Annotated in this window: 15 protein-coding genes; 12 read left to right on the top strand and 3 right to left on the bottom strand. The window is 35.1% G+C overall.

Going from position 1 to position 21364, the window contains the following annotated elements:
- Window positions 1-274 precede the first annotated feature (274 nt).
- The 7 genes from IE051_RS16570 to IE051_RS16600 are packed head-to-tail and all read left to right on the top strand — an operon-like array spanning window position 275 to window position 11060.
- Complete coding sequence (locus tag IE051_RS16570) at window positions 275-5617, top strand: CHAT domain-containing protein (RefSeq protein ID WP_189362527.1); 5343 nt, start codon at window positions 275-277, stop codon at window positions 5615-5617.
- A gap of 12 nt (window positions 5618-5629) precedes the next feature.
- Window positions 5630-6865 carry a peptidoglycan-binding domain-containing protein gene (locus tag IE051_RS16575; protein WP_189362528.1) on the top strand — a complete coding sequence of 412 codons (1236 nt, stop codon included), beginning with the start codon at window positions 5630-5632 and terminating at the stop codon, window positions 6863-6865.
- A gap of 22 nt (window positions 6866-6887) precedes the next feature.
- Window positions 6888-7247 (top strand): hypothetical protein, encoded by a 360-nt coding sequence (locus tag IE051_RS16580; RefSeq protein ID WP_189362529.1) that lies wholly within the window; start codon window positions 6888-6890, stop codon window positions 7245-7247.
- 4 nt (window positions 7248-7251) lie between these two features.
- Window positions 7252-8859, top strand: a complete 1608-nt coding sequence (locus tag IE051_RS16585) for an FAD-binding protein (protein ID WP_189362530.1) — start codon at window positions 7252-7254, stop codon at window positions 8857-8859.
- A 53-nt stretch (window positions 8860-8912) separates the two neighbouring features.
- Window positions 8913-9566 carry a hypothetical protein gene (locus tag IE051_RS16590; protein ID WP_189362531.1) on the top strand — a complete coding sequence of 218 codons (654 nt, stop codon included), beginning with the start codon at window positions 8913-8915 and terminating at the stop codon, window positions 9564-9566.
- A gap of 22 nt (window positions 9567-9588) precedes the next feature.
- Window positions 9589-10620, top strand: a complete 1032-nt coding sequence (locus tag IE051_RS16595) for a hypothetical protein (RefSeq protein ID WP_189362532.1) — start codon at window positions 9589-9591, stop codon at window positions 10618-10620.
- Window positions 10621-10646: 26 nt separating this feature from the next.
- Window positions 10647-11060 (top strand): hypothetical protein, encoded by a 414-nt coding sequence (locus IE051_RS16600; RefSeq protein ID WP_189362533.1) that lies wholly within the window; start codon window positions 10647-10649, stop codon window positions 11058-11060.
- A 114-nt stretch (window positions 11061-11174) separates the two neighbouring features.
- On the opposite strand, the gene IE051_RS16605 is transcribed toward IE051_RS16600, so the two are convergent.
- On the bottom strand, window positions 11175-11693 hold the full coding sequence (locus IE051_RS16605) for a YSC84-related protein (RefSeq protein WP_189362534.1): 519 nt from the start codon (window positions 11691-11693) through the stop codon (window positions 11175-11177).
- Between the two features lie 275 nt (window positions 11694-11968).
- Here IE051_RS16605 and IE051_RS16610 point away from each other — a divergent pair, with 275 nt between their 5' ends.
- Window positions 11969-13039 carry a DUF4421 family protein gene (locus IE051_RS16610; protein ID WP_189362535.1) on the top strand — a complete coding sequence of 357 codons (1071 nt, stop codon included), beginning with the start codon at window positions 11969-11971 and terminating at the stop codon, window positions 13037-13039.
- 67 nt (window positions 13040-13106) lie between these two features.
- Here the strand turns inward: IE051_RS16610 and IE051_RS16615 are convergent, their stop codons facing one another.
- Together IE051_RS16615 and IE051_RS16620 are read right to left on the bottom strand one after the other, a co-directional pair.
- Window positions 13107-14126, bottom strand: a complete 1020-nt coding sequence (locus tag IE051_RS16615) for a DUF481 domain-containing protein (protein WP_189362536.1) — start codon at window positions 14124-14126, stop codon at window positions 13107-13109.
- 314 nt (window positions 14127-14440) lie between these two features.
- Window positions 14441-15337, bottom strand: coding sequence for a LysR family transcriptional regulator (locus IE051_RS16620; protein WP_189362537.1), 897 nt, complete (start codon window positions 15335-15337; stop codon window positions 14441-14443).
- A gap of 79 nt (window positions 15338-15416) precedes the next feature.
- Between IE051_RS16620 and hutH the strand changes: the two genes are divergently transcribed.
- From hutH to hutG, 4 genes are read left to right on the top strand one after another with little or no spacing between them, the layout of a single operon-like run.
- Entirely contained in the window at window positions 15417-16964 is a 1548-nt protein-coding gene (hutH, locus tag IE051_RS16625; protein WP_189362538.1) for a histidine ammonia-lyase, read from the top strand.
- Between the two features lie 12 nt (window positions 16965-16976).
- Window positions 16977-18995, top strand: coding sequence for a urocanate hydratase (hutU, locus tag IE051_RS16630; protein WP_189362539.1), 2019 nt, complete (start codon window positions 16977-16979; stop codon window positions 18993-18995).
- Window positions 18995-20236 carry an imidazolonepropionase gene (gene hutI / locus IE051_RS16635; protein ID WP_189362540.1) on the top strand — a complete coding sequence of 414 codons (1242 nt, stop codon included), beginning with the start codon at window positions 18995-18997 and terminating at the stop codon, window positions 20234-20236. Before hutU ends, hutI begins: the two co-directional genes overlap by 1 nt.
- Window positions 20226-21236 carry a formimidoylglutamase gene (hutG, locus tag IE051_RS16640; RefSeq protein WP_189362541.1) on the top strand — a complete coding sequence of 337 codons (1011 nt, stop codon included), beginning with the start codon at window positions 20226-20228 and terminating at the stop codon, window positions 21234-21236. The genes hutI and hutG overlap by 11 nt, the downstream gene beginning before the upstream one ends.
- Window positions 21237-21364 lie beyond the last annotated feature (128 nt).

Genomic DNA, 21364 nt, shown 5'->3' on the forward strand with positions numbered 1-21364 from the left:
AACTTTAAACAATCACTTAATATATTTTTTAGAATTAAGTGTGCTCTCCTTATAGCTTTTATTAACAGCATGTGTATGCTCAATTGGGGCAATCCCTTTTTCACATACCTGAATTTCAACATCAAATAAGTCCATTTACCGGTTGTATTTGATGTTTTCTGAATTCATATTATTAAAAATAAAACCAGCGAAAAGCATTACAATTCAAGGCGGCATGTATGCTAGAAGTCTAACCCCTGAATTTTAGTGCTGTTTTAATTAATACATAACAAACATGACTAAAAAAGCAAAAATAATTGGTGTTGATCGCAATGTGAAATCTGTTAATTATGTAATTCCACAAACGTTAAAACGGGAATTTGAACTCAAATCATACATTGAAGTTTCTGCAACACGCTCCAGCAATACGATTAATACTGTTGAGTTAAATGATGATGATCTTGTTGCTATAGAATTTACCGACCATACGGAGTGGATAGGTCACCCTGAAGATGTTCAAGCCATTTATGAACAAAAGACACAAACCAAACGCTCCTTATCTGAAGATGACTACATTTTTGAGATTCAAATATCTGATGAAAATTCTAGTCGAGGTTTTATTAAAAGAGCATTAGTGAAAGTTTTTAGCGTTTTTACACCCAAGAAAATAGCGAAAGTAACCATGGAGGCTTTAGCAATGGCCTACGATAAGAAAATACAACCGCACCCTGGATTATATAAACTAGACGCTAATTTTGATAAGCTTGAATATGAATCAACTTCAGACGTCTCCAAACCATTTTTGCTGCTTCTTCATGGCACCTTGTCTACAACAAAAGATGCCTTTTTCAAATTAAATCAAGATAATGATACTTGGCGAGCTATGTATCATATTTATGAAAACCGAGTAATAGCCTTAGAACATTACACGCTTTCTGAAAGTCCACTTAAAAATGCTTTAGATTTTTTAAATGCTTGTCCAAAAGCATGTACTCTTGATATTTTAAGTCATTCCCGTGGTGGACTCATAGCTGATATTTTAGCGAAATGTGATTATAATAATCCAGCTCCTGGTTTTAGTGAAAAAGAAATTGGTATTTTAAAAGGAAAAGCAGAAGAAGAAAACCGTGCTCTAATGGTTTCCATTAATCAAGTTGCTGCTCAGAAAAAGATAAAAATAAATAAAGTTATTAGAGTTGCGGCCCCGGCTAGTGGAACAACCATTTTATCTCGGCGTGTAGACCATTTCTTTAATCTATTATTAAATGCGGCCTCCTTAGCTTTTGGCATTGCAAATCCATTATATCATACCGTTAAGGCCTTTCTTCTAGAATTGATAAGTCAAAAAGATAATCCGGATGTTTTACCTGGGCTTAATGCCATGATGCCAGAATCGTTATTTCAAAAAATGATGAATATTTCAGATGACTCTGTTGCAAGTGACCTGTATAATATATCTGGTGATTCTGACGTGGGTGGCATTAACTTTAGCTCATTAAAAGTAATTTTAGCTAACTTATTTTATCGGGATGATAATGATCTGGTTGTGGATACCCGACGCATGTCTCATGGTGCTATAAGAAAAAATGGCATGTACAAGTACCTTTCTAAAGGGCGTCATAGCAGTCACTTTAATTATTTTGCAGCCAATGATTCCTGCCCTGCCATATTAGAAGCTTTAAAAGCGGATGAAACAAATCCTGTCACGTTATTCACGAAAGAGTCTTATGCCGAAGGACAACGCGGTATTTTACTAGATAAGCTGTCTTTGGAAGGTGTTATGGTTCTACCCGAAGAAATCACTAGAGATGTGGTCATCCTAATCCCAGGCATTATGGGTTCTACCTTGGCTAGAAATAGAGAAAACCAATGGGTAGACATGCGAAAGATGCACAACGGAGGGATAACAAAAAACCTAAATATTAGCGCAGATAATGTTGAAGCCAATGGCGTGATTAAAAAGTATTATAATGATCTGGCTAATCATTTATTAGAGCAATATGATGTGATTACTTTAGCATTTGATTGGCGAAAATCCTTAAAAGAAGCAGCTCAAAAATTAAAGCAACAGCTTGATGAAATTATAGAAAAGTATAAAGTTAACATCAATATTGTAGCGCATTCTATGGGTGGTCTCGTAGTTAGGCAGTGTATGATGGATCATTCCGCTACTTGGGACTTATTTAAGAAAAACAATAGTAACAAATTTATAATGCTTGGTACCCCATGGCTAGGATCTTATTTAATCATGGAAGTTCTTACTGGTCATAGTGGGCGTGTGAAACAATTGGCAGCCATAGATTTTGAAAATGACCGCAGTGACTTATTACGAGTATTTTGGAAATTCCCGGGTATTTTTGAATTATTACCTATTGAGAAAGAAACAGATAATGCATTTTGGGACAGCACATTCTGGGAAGATTTAGATGCTAAGGCAAATTTAAAGCACATGCCCAAACCCAGTACTAATGAGAAATCGTTAAAAGGTTTTAGTAACTATAGAACGCGCGTGCAGACCTTCCTTGACAACTTAAACGACGGTGACTTCAACAATGTATTTTATATCTGCGGCCAATCAGATAAGACAGTATATGATTACAAACTTGAAAACAGATTTTTTTCACGTCATAAAAAACTGGTTTACAAGGCCACCTCGTACGGTGATGGCAGCGTCACTTGGGCAACGGGAATACCAAAAGAGCTCATAAAAAATGGCAATGTATACTACACCCATACTACGCATGGGCAATTGGCAAACGAAGCGTATATTTTTGATGGGATTTCAGACCTTTTATCTACAGGAACTACCAATAGATTAAATACAGAAAAGCCCATTACTAGAGGGGGTGAAATAATATCTGATATTTACGAATCGCCTGAACCAGTTTTCGATTCTGAATCTGTAGTGAATTCAATTTTTAATATTACTGAAGTAATCAAAGCTGAAAACGAAGCTTTTAATGTCAAAGTTGTGCATGGCGACTTAAGGGCCTCTTCCTATCCTGTTATGGTGGGTCATTTTTATATGGATCTTATTTTAAGTGCAGAAAAGGCCTTAGATGAATACCTAAACAATAGGCTATCACAAAGAAAGAGTATTGGTTATTACCCTGGTGCTATTGGAGAAAGCGAGGTGTTTTTTAATTTAAAAACGCAACCAAGAGGGGCCATAATATGCGGCCTTGGAAGTGCAGATGCCCTAACATCATTTCTACTTTCAAAGTCTGTAAAACAAGCTGTACTTAAATACGCCATGTTTATGCGCGATAATTACACGCTACCAAAAGCCAAGAAGTATGCTAATGGCATTTCACTGGTCCTCCTGGGCACAGGCTATGGAAAACTTCCTGTGGAGGATTCTATAAAAGGGATTTTACTTGGTATTGCACAGGCCAATCAGCAAATCAGCGATACTAAGGAAGGACTTCAAAGTATTAAAGAGGTTGAAATCATGAATTATTATGAATCCGTTTCTAGCGAAGCTTACTTTAGCTTGTCCAGGTTACAAAATGCAGATGATAGAATGCCCTTCATTTTAACAAAAGGAATAACACGAAGAGCGGGAGCTAAAAAACGTAAAATGTTCCATACCACAGATTACAATTGGTGGTACAATTTACATATTGATAGTTTGATTGAACAGGATGAAAACAAAGTATGCTCAGAGGATGGTGTAACTGGATTTAAATATTATTCATCGAATGGCTTGGCTCGGGTAGAACAAGAAATGGTTGGTATAGGTCTATACAAAATCAATCACCTCTTAGAAGAAATGTCTACCAATGCGAACTGGGATAGAAGGCTTTCAAAAGCTTTATTTGAAATGTTAGTACCTAACGATTTTAAAAATAGATTTAGAAATCAGGACAAACTGCTGCTTAAATTAGATAAATATGCCGCACAAATACCATGGGAATTATTACATGATAGCAGCTCTACAGAAATTCCTGGATCAGTAACATCGGGATTCATAAGGCAATTAGTAACTGAAGATGCCGTGAACTACAACCAAGTAGCCTTAAACAACATAGAAGCCCTAATTGTTGGTGACCCTTTATACAATCAAAATGATTTACCGCCTTTACCGGCTGCAAAGGATGAAGCCATATGGATTACTAATAAACTTAAACTATCTGGATTTAATACCAACGCCCTTATAAACTCAACGGCAAAACATATTATGATGGAATTGTTTAATAAACATTACAAAATAATGCATTTTGCTGGACATGGTATTTACGACCCTGACAACTGTAATGTTGGAATTGCCATTGGTAATGGTATTTGTATTGATCCCGCCATGATTAATCAAATAGGCTACGTGCCCGAATTCGTTTTTATAAATTGTTGTTTTTCCGGGACTTTAAAAGCTAAAGATGATGTGTATCATAAACAACGTTACCGCTTGGCTGCCAATATTGGTACACAGCTCATTGAAATGGGTGTTAAAGCTATTGTAATCTCAGGCTGGGCGGTAGATGATGGCGCTGCAAAAGTGTTTGCCGAAACTTTTTACGAACGTATGTTTCAGGGGTATATTTTTGGAGATGCCGTTCAATTAGCACGGCGCGATTGCCATAGAAAATTCCCCAATACAAATACTTGGGGCGCCTACCAATGTTATGGAAACCAATTCTATAAATTTAAGAGTCGTTCAAAACTAGGCCATCAGGAGCAGGAATATGTTGTGGCCTCACAAGTCCATACAGATTTAGACAATCTATTGATTGCTATCCGCGATAAAAACAAAAGTAAATATGACGCAGAAAAGGAATTAGACGCCTTACTCAAACGGGCAGAAATAGCCAACCTGCTTGATGCTGGTGTATTAGAAAAAGAAGCGCTAATTTATGACGAATTGGGTATGTCTGAAGTCGCCAATCAAAAATATGAAGACTTGTTTTTGTTTGATAGTGGTAATTATTCCATTAAAGCACTAGAACAATACTGTCAAGTACAATTCCATAAATTAAAGCAAGATTTAGTTGGGTTAGAAGGCCATGACAAGACCGTTATTATCCAAAATTATGTAGCAAACACAGAATTACTTATGCTTGCCGGAGAAAACTCCAGTCGATTGAACATTGTAGCAAATGCCTATAAACAAGCCGCCAATTGTATTGATGATCACTCATTAAAAATTGACTATTTACGCAAATCCTTTGAAAACTACGGTAAGGCTTTAATGGTTTCAAAAAATAAATATGATGGGCATTATCTAAATGCCTTATCCAATATGATATATGTCGGTATTTTTCTAGAAGACTTAAAGGACGAAGCCCTGATAAAGCGTATCACCAAAAACAAGCTATTTAAAAAGCTTACGAATATGGAAAAATTCCTCAATGATTTCATAAAAGAGTTGGATGAATTTGATAAGGCCGACCTTGATATTTCTGTACTCATAGGGATGACCGAATTACGATATGCTCTAATGCTAATCAAAGCCAAAAATGTAGAGGAATCAGAACGGGATATACTTAAGCGATATGGTGAAATATTTAAACAACTATACAGTCCGAGGTATATCAATATTGAAATATCACAAATTGAATTTTTTCAACAATATGTCAAAAATAAAAAAGTACTGGAAAGTCTTGATCATATAAAAAGTGAGTTAAAAAAATATTTAAATTAAAAACAACACATTATGGCAACTTTGTTTTTAGGAAGTTATGATACAGGGAAAAGACCAGCAGATAGAACCCAATTTCTAAAACCTTATCATATGGATGGTTTATTAATAGGGAAAGTATCTTTTAGGGATGATGACCGCACTAAATGGCGATCATTTAGAGAAACCGAGGGTAGTGAAGTCTTAAAATTGCAACAGTTTCTATTTAAGGCAGGTTTTATGCCGCGGGCTTCCTTTGATGGTGTTTTTGGTTATGTAACTCAGGCTGCCGTGCGATTATTTCAAGAATATGTACGCACGGTAGAGGGCATGTCACAAATGGTTCCAGATGGCATCGTTGGCAGTGGTACTTTAAAGCATATGCAGCGATGGTCGGATACAGGCCAAGTTTCAACCTGGGGAAAAATGAGTATTGAAAACCCATCAACCCAATATTCAAAATGGATGACACTTCTTGAAAAAGCCAAATCTCATTACACCCATAATCCTGGTCCTATTTTGAAAGCATTAAATGCATTGTCAAAAACATACGCCACAAAAAAACCACTTGATTGGGACTTTAGCCCCAATAAAATTCATCTTATTGGTGTGCGACGGGCACAAACACAAAGCGCGGAAAAAAGAAAAAACGACGATTTATTTTTTCTGCTTATTAATGGTATGGTGTTTACGTTTTGGGGGTCTACGGATGCTAGTGCTAAAATGGCACAAAGACATGATGAAGCCTTTTTAATAGAGGGGCAACATGAGTACCGATTTGGCTGGCATAAAATCACTAATGAACGGAAAATTTATAGAGCTTTAAAACCTTTAGACCACCGTGGCGTCATGATAATTCGCGATTGGGATGGCGACAATGCGTACACAAATAAGGATATAAAAGTAAAAGATGCAACGGGCAAACTAAAAGGTCTGAGGGTTAATAATTCTATTAATATTCATTGGAGTGGTATTGGAGGCACAAACTTTTCAGCTGGATGCCAAGTTATTGCGGGCAAAAGTTATCTCGATCATAATAACAATCTACAAGACTGCTCAAAATTCGCTTCGGTAAGTTACAGTGGGCTAACACAATCTAAGAAGAAAACTAAAGGTGCTTATAATGTGTTTACCGATTTGATTTTATGCTATGCACCTAAAAATGTGACCTCAATAAATTACACACTAGGGAGAGAGGAGTCCTTAGGCTTATCTGATAATTTTGGTGTAAGCTATGCTACTGACGTTTTAAAAAAGTTACAAATATCTTGAATTAAAAAACACAAACTATAATATGATGAATCAGATAGGTAAAAAAATAGTATCAATGGTGTTGCTCATACTCATGACGTCTTGTGCTTCGTATTCCATAAGATTAAGGAGTATTAATGGCGCACCACAACCCGATCCGGTATCAAATAGAGGTGATTATTACCGCGGGATGCAAGTGGTAGAAGTAGATACCGTTATCAAAATAGATGCAATGTCAAAAGATTTCACCTATCTCATAAAAACAAATGATCAATGTAAAACAGGGAAATTGCATTCAGTTGAATTCAAAAACACCTTCGGAGGCTCCATGCTTAGTACGATCACCTTTGGAAAAAAAAGAAAAATGAAAGTAAAATATGTTTGTATGAAACCAACCAACTAAACTTATGGCAACTACAAAAACACACGCATTACATACCTGGGACACCTTACATAACAACGGCCCATTTCCATTAAAAAAACTGTATATCACAGAATTAGAAGGCGATGGAATTATTCCTAATAGAATTGATCGCTACAATGATGCGGCTCAAGAAATTCAAAGACTTATCAAAGAGACTCATGAAGCTAATCAAGGTTTTAGAGCTTATGGATCTGCCTGGTCAATGAATAATATTGCGCACCAAAAAGATAGAATGCATTACAATGGGTTTATGAATATGCACATACCAATACAAAATGAGCATCTTCATGCGAATTCAAATTATTTATCGTCGAATTTATTCTTGTTTGAATGCGGGACAACTATAAAAAGAGTTTCAGAAGTACTTTCTGCCCATGGTAAGTCTTTAAAAACATCTGGTGCTAGCAATGGACAAACCATTGCCGGTTGTATTTCTACCGGGGTACATGGTTCAGCCATAAATGTTGGAGCAATACAAGATTATGTTGTGGGTCTGAATATTATTACGGGGCCACTTCAAGATGACATTATTTATTTAGAACGGGAATCTGCACCCGCTTTAACTACCGCTTTTGCCAACAAAATAAGTAAGCGTGTTATAAGAGATGATAAACTTTTCAATGCGGCTTTAGTATCATTAGGTTCTTTTGGATTTATACATGGCGTGGTGATTGAAGCGGAACCGCGATTCCTCCTCAAGCGCTATGTAAAAAAGATTAATAAAGAGACAGCAATGCAGCTCGCTGACACTTTAGATTTTAAAAATTCCAATTTTAAAATCCCTGAAGAAACTGATACTGAAGGTAAGGGTCTTACTCCCTATCACTATAAAATATTTATAAACCCCTACAATACAGAGGATACTGATTGTGTTGTGGAATTGATGTATAAGAAACCTTATAGTCCCAATTATGACGATCCATTTCCAATTATAAAGCAGTCTTTATACCGTGATTTGATTCATTTGTTTACAAAAATGGCCGAGCACTTGCCTAATAGCATACCTTGGTTGGTAAAAAAACTAAGAAAAACAATTTTACCAAAAGTTGATGAAGTACTTACCGGAACCTTACCTGAAATATTTTGGGATGCCCCTTACCAAGGGCCCGCATTTGCCTGTTCAGTTGGCATAAATCATACGGATTCCGGTAAGACTATTGATCTCCTTTCAGAGCTTACAAGAAATGAAGGTCCTATACCTGGCATTTTTGGAATGCGCTTTGTAAAACAATCAAATGCTACCCTAGCCTTTAGCAAGTTCCCGGTGACGTGCATGTTAGAAATAGACGGTGTCCTCTGGAAAAAAACAAGAAAAATTATGAGCCTTGAGGAATATTCACGCCGAATCATCGAGGTATTAAAACAGAACGATATACCATTTACAATCCACTGGGGAAAAAATAGCGATTGGGCTTACCCTAATTTAGTTACCCATATGTATGGTGAAAAAAAAGTGAATGATTGGAAACAAGCTAGAAGCACTATACTCAGCGATGATATGGCTGAATTATTTGCGAATAAATTCATAAAAACTGTCGGGTTGTACAAAAAGGAACCTCATACTAATGAAGCAAATGATTTGCTAGTGTAGCCCAAAAATCAGCGTATGTATAATTGTATTTTAAAAATAAATTTTACACATCAATGGAAGAAGATAAAAAACATAAAACACACTTTCCTTATAAAACCTTAATATGGGCCTTGTTTGCCTGTATTGCCCTCTTTCTGTTTAAATCAGAATTAAAGCAGCTGCTTACCAATGCAGAAAAGCTGAGTGTGTTTGGCGTTGAAATTAATGCCAGTAAAGAGAAAGTTACCCGTTTACAAGATTCAATTCAAAGTTTTGAAACGACTATTGCAAATCTATCAAACCAGATTTCAGATCAACAGGGTAAAATAAATGATTTAGGAGAGCTAAAAACCAAGTTGCAAAAAGAACTAGAGGCCTGCCCAGAGGCTAAGCAGACATCGGTTCAATTTAACAAACAAGTAAGCCAAATATTGTCCGCAAACAAAGATTTACAGGTTAACTCAAACAAATTAAAGCAGACAAATATTTTGAGCTCGAATATGTTTTTGGTAAAACTCATCGTACCCTCAAAAATGGCAAAGGCGACTGTTTACATAGATGGTAAAAAAACGGCCCCTGTTAAACGGTCTGGCGTAGTAATAGCAGTTAAAGTTCCTCAAAAAAGCAACAGTCATAATTTCGAAATTAGACAGGGCGATAAAACATGTAATACTGATAGATTGATAACTAAAGATAATACAGAACTCCCAATGGCATGTGACTTTTGATAAGCGCTAAAACTTTAACAACATGAAAAATAAGCAAACAATATATTTAAGTACCTCTATGAAATATATCTTATTCATGATATGTGTGCTTTTTAGTTTTTCTAGCACAGTAGCTCAAAAAAACACAAAAACAAATATCTATGTTTGGGACTTTAAGTACAGTGATACTAATATTGAAGAATTTGCAGATAAATTAACAGATGATTTTGAAACCGAATTAATTAAACTTGATAATTACGCCGTTTTACAGCGCAGGAATCATAATTTAGTTTTAATACATCGGGATATGGAAAACAGCATATCGAATGTTACAAACTTATCCTCTGAAGCCTTAGACCAACTTAAAACGATACAAGCCGAGGTAGTCGTTTTTGGCGAATTGGAAAAAGATGAGGGAAGCGGTGTTTATGAAGTCACGGTATTTTTTCAGAATTTACAAAGTGGAAAAATCCCTAAAAAAGAAAGTGTAATAATTCCTTTAGCCCTTATTAATAGTAATACGCATAGAAAGGCGTATATGAAGCAATTAATTGAAAAACTTCATGCCAAAGAAATACTTAAAGCAAAAAACGATCAGTTCAGTTTCATTTCAAAAAAACTAGATACGTATTTAGTAAAGGTTAAAGATGTGCAAATTGCCTATCGCGATATTCTAGATAATGCCTTAAAAAGCGAGTCTTATTTTAAAGAACTTGAAAGCACCATAACATCTTACAATGCCATTTTTAATGATTTAAATGATAATGGGGAACGTTACCTTATCGATTTTGAATCCGTTTGGGGTAAAACCTATGGTAGAGATCTAGAAAACATCTACCATGACATTATGGAAGATATTCATAAAAAGCATATCCTTAAATTAAATGATGTCAGAAAAAAAATATGGGATTATAGATCAAATCACAAAAACAAAAACATCCGTAAGCAACTAAAGCAAGAGATTATGTTGGACTCCAAAAATTCAACTTTAGGATTAACGGCAGATATTGATAAAACTGAGGACCAAATAGAGACGTTGTACAACAATCTTAAAACAGATATGCGAACGGAATAATATAATATTAACAAAAACCTATAATTATGAAAACACTCAATTTAATTAAAAGATACACTGCTGTAATGCTTTTTAGTATTATTGTGGCTTGCGGTGCTGAAACAGTAGTTGCTTTAGTTTTTATCCCTGCATTTGCCGCAGAATGGCCTGTTCAAGGTGTAGAAGGTTATAGTATAGACTTACAGCCCGATGATGCCAATAAAGGTGTACCATCTGGCGTTTTTGAAGGGAGAGAACTTAACCATCCAACAGACCCTAATAGACAAGATAATTTATTGGAAGGTTCTTTTAATGGTCTCAATATAGAATTCACTATAGACAGACCTAACGGCAACATTCAATATAAAGGAAAAATGACGCCCGTTAGTGATGAGGATCATACCATTGTTAGAATAGATTTAAATTCCTCTGAAGGAAAATTAGTATTAAGTCCAGATTAAGAGTGGATTAAATTCGACATAAGATTAATCTAATTGATTAAGTATTAGAATAAAAAAACCTGACTTATTTTCTTCAAATAAGTCAGGTTATATACTTTAGTGTTTTTAAAACAACTAGCGCATCGTTGTCTTAAATTTTTGTCCACCTACCGAGGCTTCATACATTAAACCACCCTTGGCATGAGTAAAAACCAATATCCCATCTCTGTAACCTACATCAAATGAAGCACCTGCCGTCACCGCTACGGCTGTAGCTTGAGCTGAAAACTCAAAGTTATTGCCTGTGAATCGATCATAAGCCGCTTTATCTTGAAAAAATATGACTTCAGAATATGATTGGCCACCTGCCTGTAAGCCTATAGTTAACTGAGACATTTTGCAATCTCCAACAATGGCACCGCCCTTGTATATTGTTCCATTACCAGTTGCGCCTCCTACACCTAATCCTCCTTTACCAATTGAAGGAAATATGGCGTAAGCATAGGCACTTGTGAAATACTTATTAATCTTATTATTGGTTTCTTTTATCTCTTTTTTGGCTTCAGCCGATTTTGCTGAAACATCTTTTTGAGCATAAGAGTTCAAAGAAATTGCTAGTAAAAATAAAACGGTAATTGTAAATTTTGTTTTCATTATATTCTTTTTAGTTAATAAATTGTTTTGTGCACTTACTTTCTGTAAGGTGTGAGATTTATACCACCCTCTATAATTACTAAAGGTATTAATTATTATTTTACCGAACCAAATTATAGCTTTATTAATCTAAATTTTTTTATTTTTTTTAAACTAAGTCCCAATAAATTACACACGCATTTTTGAAAATGCAAGCTCTAATTAACTAGAGTAAATACGCCATAGCGCCTACATTTTGCATATTTTTGTTTTTTATTAAAGTAACACCACTTTTTTTGAAACATCTATTCCTTTTATATTTTTTATTAATTCCAGTTTGGGCATTTTCCCAAAATGAAGAAACTGAAAAAGATAGTAGCCCTGCTTTAAATGCATATATTAAGGACTACAATAATCAATTAAATATTAGACTAGATGTTACCAATGAACAGATAAAATATTTCATGCCTTATGAACAACAAAAAGCGAACATTAAAACGAACTTAAATGAAAGCTATGGCCTTGTTTTTAGTTATAGATTCCTTTCAGTCCGATTAGGCGTACGACCAAAATTATCGCAAAACGAAATAAACAACAAAGGAGAAACAGATCGATTCCGCCTTAGAGTTAAATTATTATTTGACAAATGGACACATAGGCTGGAGTATAATTATACCAGAGGTTTCTATATTGACAACAGCAATGATTTTGACTACATCATAGAAAATCCCGATTTTAAAATTCAATTCCCGCGTTTAACAACTAACATTTTATCAGGTTCTTCACATTATAAATTCAATGATAATTATTCAGTAAAAGCCATTGAATCTAATACAGAAATTCAATTACAAAGCGCAGGCACGTTTATGGCTGGTATAGATTATTCCTTCTATTTTGTTGAAGGAACTGATTACCTAAAATTAGAGAATGACGAGGTTCTCAATAGAGACAGTTACAGCGATTACTCAGGGTTTAGTCCTATTTTAAATGCTGCATATCATTATACATATGTGTTTGAACAATATTGGTATATCAATGCATATGCAAATCCTGGATTAGGTATTGATTTCAGTACAAAAAAACAATTCACTAATGGCGATGCTATATACAGCAATAACACGTTGATTTATGCGGCTTTGAGAACTGGAATTTCGGCTGGATATAATGGAAAAAAAATATATTTTGGAGGAGAATATAAATATGATATTAACAGCGAGAAGTTTGATAATACCGCTATTACACTCCAACCAATAAAGAATAATTTCCACCTCTTTTTTGGCTATAGATTTAAGGCCCCAAGACAAGTACGTGAACCTGTTGAATACATAGAGACAAAGGTTCCAGTTTTAAAAACAGACAGTAAATAATAAAACGAGGTATTCCCTAGCTTAAAAACTTAAATTCGTTTTTACAATTAAACTATAGAACTAAGGATTAGTTCCATTCCCAACCAAAGGATGTTGTAAACACATAATCACTATCTGCGGCTCCTTCTACAGGCTGATTGTCATAGTTATATGAAAGTCCTAGTCTGATATAAAAATCGAGAGGTAAGTCATATTTCATATCATAGTTGAAATCAATTCTATATCGACCACTCTGGGAAAAACTAGGGTAAACTGCTGCGGCTGTTTGAATACTCAAATCTCCAATAGCATATTTATTAAATCCAAGGGCTACATACCCTTCCGTACTATTTCTATCTGGTGCATCACTCGAGAAATTCTCTTTGGTAAAGGCGATACCCGCATTTGCGGAGAAAAACATACTATTGTTTCTAATAAAATAATAACCACCACCGGCTTGGTAAGTAGATCTTAAATCCAACAACTGTTCATCATTAGATAAGAACACAGCCTTGGCATTGGCAAACCAGTCATGAGGCAGGTAATAATCCCCACCAAGTTCGGCATCCATCCTGTTGATATCTGCAGCACCATCCTGTCTACTCAAAACGGTTTTATATAAGCCTCTTGCTCGCCATTTATAGGCAAGATAAGACGCGCTTAAATTAGACGTTATTTGCTGAAAATCATTGGCTTTCGTAACCGTGATTCCTAAATCTAAATCAACAGTTAAGCGGGCTAAAAAATTCCCTCCAATAGGCTCAATAAAAACAATATCATCAAGTGAGACCTCCATTGGGGTTCCGTTATTATCAATAGAGACCACCTTGTCCTTACCATCTACACTACTAATTTTACTGGTGTAACGTTCTCCGTCACTTATAGAAATAATAAATTCTTGTTCACTCGTCAATCCTAATACCTCACCCCATTTAATTTTAAAATCAGAATCATCATAAGAGGTGCTAAACGTTAAAATGCTTCTGTCCATTTTTTCAAGAGACCCAATAATAACGTCATTATTAGAAAGTTTTAAGGTGTCTTGCTGGGCAAAAACTGCTGTATGAACTAGGGAAGTAATAAAAATGAGGAGTAATACTTTTTTCATATCTAATGGATTTTTAACAAATATAAAAAAACTTCCAATGTCTTTTTAATTGACTTACAAGTTTGTAAGTAAAAAAAACAATTATTATTTGGGGTATCTTAATTGAATGAATTTACAAAATCTCAAAGGCGAACGCTCCAACAATCAGATATTTCAAAGGCTAAGTTTCATATTCACTCGACATAGTTATTAAGATCAAATTACAAACCATTACTTTATAAAAGTCGGAGAAACAACAACGAGTCAAGAGGCTATACAAGCCTTAAAATAGTTCCCAATATTTTAGCGAACAGAAACATTGGTTTGCAAAATATTTAGGAAGTTTTCAAATCAGTTACAAACTGAAGTATTTTAGGTAAAATAGGGTTTTTATTATTTTTGTTCCATACAGCAGAAAGCGTTGTTCTTTGTGGAATTCTATCTAAGTCAATAAATTTCACTTTAGAAGTACTATCTATTTGAAGTGAACTTGGTACAATGGATATGCCAAATCCCAGCTCAATTAATTTATAAATACTAGTTGCATGCACTGTTTTATGATAAACAATAGGTGTGAATCCAAAATAATCAAAGATTTGCATTATTTTTTGATGATAATTTGGACTGTATGATGGATCGAACATTATAAAAGGTTCGTTTTTCAATTCCGATAAGTCTTTAAAATTACTTTTGTTCAGCGCATGATTTTGAGGTAAGACTAGTGAAAACGAATCTTCGAGAATAGGACATAATACTAGATTTTTTGGAACCCGTTCTAAACGGACAAAACCAATATCAATGTCTTGATTTTGGAGACTATCTATTTGTTTTTGATTATCCATTTCCTTTAAATTAAAATGAGTTTTAGGATATTCATTTCTAATTTGAATCAATAAATTTGGAATTATATTTTGCATGGCAGAGCCCACATAACCAAAATTTAAATCACCTTCAATGCCTTCACCAATGCGCTTGGCATTAGCCAAGACTGCATAAAGGTTTTCAAGAGTTGCTTCGAGTTCTTTTTGTAAATATTCCCCGGCCTTTGTTAAACGCACATTTCTATTGTTGCGTTCAAGTAGAACAACGTCTAATTCAGCCTCCATTTGTTTTATTTGTCTGCTCAATCCCGGTTGTGAAATATAAAGTTTTTCAGCTGCTTTTCTAAAATGAAGTTCCTTAGCCACAGCTAAAAAATAGGATAAATGCCTTAATTCTATTTGATTACTCATAGTTATCAATTGGTGTTACAAATAGTCTTGTTAAGCATCAAATATAAGTCTAATTTTGAGAAAGCTTAATATTCGTTTTATGTTTAAATATGGAATTGATCATTTAACTGTTAGCAAAGCTATAGCCATAGTTAGAGGTAAAGAAAAAGCAATCTTGACTGATGAAGCCGCTTTAAAAATTCAAAAATCTCATGATATTGTTTTAACTGTAGCCCAAAAAGAAAAGGCTGTATACGGGGTAAACACGGGATTCGGCCCTCTATGTGACACCATTATTTCTAAAGAAAACACAAGTAAACTTCAAAAAAATATTTTATTGAGTCATAGCGTAGGTGTTGGTAACCCTATAGATGAAGAATTGGCCAAATTAATGCTGGTTCTAAAAGTACATTCATTAGCAAAAGGGTTTTCTGGCATTTCTTTAGCTGTTATGCATCGTATTTTATGGCATATTGAAAATGACATTATCCCAGTTGTACCAGAACAAGGCTCTGTTGGTGCATCTGGTGACCTTTGTCCGTTATCACATGTATTTCTACCGTTACTTGGCGAAGGAAAAGTGTTTTACAATAAAGAAATAGTAAGCACACAAATTGTATTTGAAAAACTAAATATACAACCGCTAGAATTACATCCGAAAGCAGGATTAGCTCTTATTAATGGAACGCAATTTATTTTAGCGCATGCTGTCATGGTGGTAGATAAACTCTATAGTTGCCTTGCCCATGCCGACTTAATTGGCGCTATGATGGTTGAAGGATTAATGGGATCTCAAATGCCTTTTCATAACGCATTACACGCCACGCGTCCCTATAAAGGAAATATTCATGTCGCTAAAAGAATAAGTCAATTTTTAAAGGATTCAGAAGTTGGAGATTCTCATAAAAATTGTGATAAAGTTCAAGACCCCTATTCTTTGCGCTGTATGCCACAAGTACATGGGAGCTCAAGAAATGCGTGGTTACATTTAAAAGAAGTTGTTGAAGTTGAATTAAACGCTGTAACTGACAACCCCATAATAATTTCGGAAGACTTAATTATTAGTGGTGGTAGTTTTCACGGACAACCCCTTGCTTTGCCTTTAGATTACGCCTGTTTAGCAGCTGCAGAACTTGGAAGTATTTCTGACAGAAGAACCTATTTGTCTTTAGAAGGTAAATATGAAGGTACACCACGGTTGCTCTTTCAGGAAACTGGGATTAATTCAGGGTTTATGATTTTACAATACACCACCGCTGCTTTAGTTAGCGAAAACAAAGGCATGTGTTTCCCTGCTAGCGCAGATAGTATACCAACATCACTTGGGCAAGAAGACCATGTAAGTATGGGGTCTATTGGCGGAAGGAAAGCACTAAAAGTAATCAGCAATCTAGAAAATATTTTAGCCATTGAATTATTATGTGCTTCTCAAGCATTCGACTTTAGGAAACCATTAAAATCAAGTAAAACCATAAACGCAGCCCATGATTTGGTTCGTCAACATATTTCTCATGCAACAGAAGACCGCATTTTTTCAACAGATATTGAAAAAGCAGCACGTATTATAAAAAATAGAACACTGCTCACTATTACTAATGAATTTATTGATTCATACAGTGAATTCGATAATCTTTTTGAATCCTACTAAACCTATTAAAAAATGGAAACACCAAAAAATGATACTTTGTTTCAACAACAAATTTTGCAAGGAATTCCATCAATACTTCCTTTAACAAAAGATATAGCACGAAATAACCCAGCACCCAAAAGAAAAGATATACTAACATTAGAAGAGAAAAAATTAGCGCTTAAAAATGCATTGCGCTATTTTCCGAAGCAATGGCATAACCAATTGGCATCAGAATTTGCCAACGAATTAAAAGATTACGGCAGGATTTATATGCATCGTTTTAAGCCTACTTACCCAATGTATGCCAGACCTATTGATGCATACCCTGCAAAATCTCAACAAGCTGCTGCCCTTATGTTAATGATTCAAAATAATTTGGATCCCGCTGTTGCCCAACACCCAGATGAATTAATAACCTATGGTGGAAATGGCGCAGTATTTCAAAATTGGGCGCAGTACTTAGTTACCATGCAATATTTGGCAACCATGACAGAAACACAAACATTGCATATGTATTCTGGACATCCTATGGGACTATTTCCTTCTTCTAAAGACGCACCGCGGGTTGTTGTCACTAATGGTATGACAATCCCAAACTATTCTCAACCCGATGATTTAGAAAAGTTTAATGCATTAGGTGTTTCGCAATATGGCCAAATGACTGCAGGCTCATATATGTATATTGGACCTCAAGGCATTGTGCATGGAACAACCATTACCTTAATGAACGCCTTTCGAAAAATACTTAAAGCCGACGAAAATCCAAAGGGTAAAATTTTCTTAACTTCTGGCTTGGGAGGTATGAGTGGAGCACAACCAAAAGCAGGAAATATTACGGGTTGTATAACTATATGTGCTGAAGTAAATAGTAATGCTGCAAAAAAAAGATTCGAACAAGGATGGGCGGACGTATTAATTGATACTTTAGATGAACTCATCGAAACGGTTCAAGGCGCACAATTAAACAAAGATGTTTTATCCATCGCCTTTATCGGAAATGTAGTAGATGTTTGGGAGCGGTTTTATAAAGAAGACCTATTTGTTCATGTAGGATCAGATCAAACGTCGTTGCACAACCCCTGGTCTGGCGGTTATTATCCAGTAGGATTAACCTTTGAAGAATCTAATCGATTAATTAGAGAGAATCCGGCGTTGTTTAAAGAAAAAGTACAAGAATCATTAAGAAAACAGGTGGATTTAATTAATAAACATACAGAAAAAGGCACCTACTTTTTTGACTATGGCAATGCTTTTTTGTTAGAGGCCTCGCGTGCAAATGCACATGTTATGGCTGAAAATGGCATTGAATTTAGATACCCCTCTTATGTGCAAGATATTTTAGGACCTATGTGTTTTGATTATGGCTTTGGGCCTTTTAGATGGGTTTGTGCATCTAATAATCCCGCAGATTTAGAAAAAACAGATGCCATAGCCATGGCTGTTTTAGAAAAAATTCAAATCAATGCACCTAGTGAAATTCAGTTGCAAATTAATGATAACATGACATGGATTAAAGATGCAAAATCTAATAAATTAGTGGTTGGCTCACAAGCCCGTATTCTGTATGCAGATACTGAGGGAAGAGTCAAAATTGCTTTAGAATTTAACAAAGCCATTGCTTCAGGAGAAATATCAGCACCAATAATTTTAGGCAGAGATCATCATGATGTTAGTGGAACAGATTCACCTTACCGCGAAACAAGCAATATAAAAGATGGCAGTAAATTTACTGCAGATATGGCCATACATAATGTCATAGGTGATAGTTTTAGAGGTGCTACTTGGGTATCCATACATAATGGTGGCGGCGTTGGCTGGGGTGAAGTTATAAATGGAGGCTTTGGAATGCTTTTGGATGGGTCTGATGATGCTGAAAGAAACCTTAAAAACATGCTTTTCTTTGATGTAAACAACGGTATTGCAAGGCGGAGCTGGGCAAGAAACCAAGAAGCCATCTTTGCTATTAAGCGAGAAATGAAACGGACACCTAATCTAAAAGTAACTTTGCCAAACATAGTTGAAGACTCATTATTAGAACATCTTTTTTAATGAAAACACTATTCAAAAATATTAAAGAATTAATACAGGTTAGAACAGAACCTATTTCATTTGTCTCAGGAAAACAAATGAATGTACTACCAACTATTAAAAATGCATTTTTGCTCGTTGAAAATGGTGTAATTAGCAATTTTGGAAGTATGCAGGATTGTCCAACAATTACAACTGATAAAATTGTAGATGCTTCAGGGAAATTGGTTTTACCATCATGGTGCGATTCGCATACCCACATCGTGTATGCTGGAAATAGAGAAGGTGAATTTGTGGATAGAATTAATGGATTTACCTATGAAGAAATTGCCGTTCGTGGTGGTGGTATTTTAAATTCAGCAAAACAGCTTCAAGAAACTTCAGAAGAAGAATTATACCAACAAAGTAAAGTTAGACTGAAAGACATTATACATTCAGGAACTGGTGCCATAGAAATTAAATCGGGCTACGGACTTACTGTTGAAGCGGAACTAAAAATGCTACGTGTTATAAAACGACTAAAAGAAACCTTTCCTATTGAAATAAAAGCGACCTTTTTGGGTGCTCATGCGGTGCCTTTAAAATTTAAAAATAACAAAAAGGGCTATTTACAACTCCTTATTAATGACATGATGCCTAAGATTTCGGAAGAAAAGTTAGCTGAATTTGTCGATATTTTCTGTGAAAGCGGATATTTCACAGTTGAAGACACTGAGTTGATTTTGAGAGCTGGAATAAAAAATGGTTTAACTCCCAAAATACATGTCAATCAATTTACGGCTATTGGGGGTGTTAAAGCAGGAGTTAAAAACGGCGCGCTTTCCGTAGATCATCTAGAAGTCATGCGAAATGAAGATATTGAAGTTTTAAAAGGGACTTCAACTATGCCAGTAGCATTACCAAGTTGTTCCTATTTTTTAAGCATACCCTACACACCTGCTCGAAAAATGATTGATGCTGGATTGCCCCTGGCTTTAGCATCCGATTACAACCCAGGATCTTCACCATCAGGAAACATGAATTTTGTAGTAGCAACCGCCTGTATAAAAATGAAAATGACTCCCGAAGAAGCGATTAATGCAGCCACTATTAATGGTGCATACGCTATGGGATTAGAAAAAGAAGTAGGCTCCATTACTGTAGGTAAAAAAGCCAATTTATTGCTTACAAAACCAATCCCGTCCTACGGCTTTATACCATATGCCTTTGGAAATTCTCAAATTGAAAAAGTATATTTAAAAGGCTTAGAAATTGAAAACTAAACTATCTACATTAAACGCCGAGTATCTACCAGGTCAAAAACAATATTGGACTGGAAGAGATTCTAATCCCAATATTGAAAATCAATATTGGCATCAAGAAATCAAACTTTTAGATATCAATAATTTAAATAATCAAAGTATAATTGATATTGGAATTATAGGTTACGCCTGTGACGAGGGCGTAAGAAGAAATTTGGGGAGACCGGGAGCAGCAAAAGGCCCAAGAGCCGTTAGAGACAGACTTGCTAAATTACCCATCCATTTTAACACAAAACGTGTTGCAGACTTTGGCGATGTATCTTGTGTAGAACAAGATTTAGAATCTTGTATAGAAGCTTTTTCAATAATAATTAGCGAACTTATTGCACAAAAAATATTCCCCATAGCCATTGGTGGTGGCCATGATATGGCCTTTGGTCATTTCATGGGTTTACGAAAAGCTCTTAAAAATGCTTCAAAAAAAAGCATTGGCATTATTAATTTTGATGCCCATTTCGATTTAAGACCTATTGAAAAGCTGAGTAATTCTGGAACCCCTTTTAATCAAATTATTGCTGAATTGGAAAAAACAGGAGAAAAGATAGATTATTTTGCCATAGGTATACAACAACAATCTAACACCAAAAGATTATTTGACATTGCTAAAACTCATCAAATTAAATACGCTATAAATTATGAATGCGAACCATCTGTTGAAAAAATAAAACACTTACAAGAACAATTAAAACCCCTAATTTCAAATACTGATTATTTATACATCACCATAGATTTAGACGGCTTCTCGTCTGCCTATGCTCCAGGTGTTAGCGCACCTTCGCCTCTAGGTTTCAATCCTTTTTTTGTTTTTAAAATGTTAGACTTTTTATTAGATACAAAGAAGGTAATTTCCTGTGATATTGCGGAATTAAACCCAAAAATAGACCGCGATAAAAATACAGCAATATTGGCAGCTAGACTGGTAGATTTCATTACAATGAAACATCACAAAATAGTTATGTGAAAAGGTGTCTCATCGAATTAAGAATTAATCTTCCTATTTTTTCTAATATATAATGCATCCAATTTATGTTTTCAAAATATGACCGCCTCCACCTCAACACCATCTAAAATTAAAACACTTAATACAAA

Origin of the sequence: Algibacter mikhailovii, from assembly GCF_014651495.1 — a bacterium.
GTDB lineage: Bacteria > Bacteroidota > Bacteroidia > Flavobacteriales > Flavobacteriaceae > Algibacter_E > Algibacter_E mikhailovii.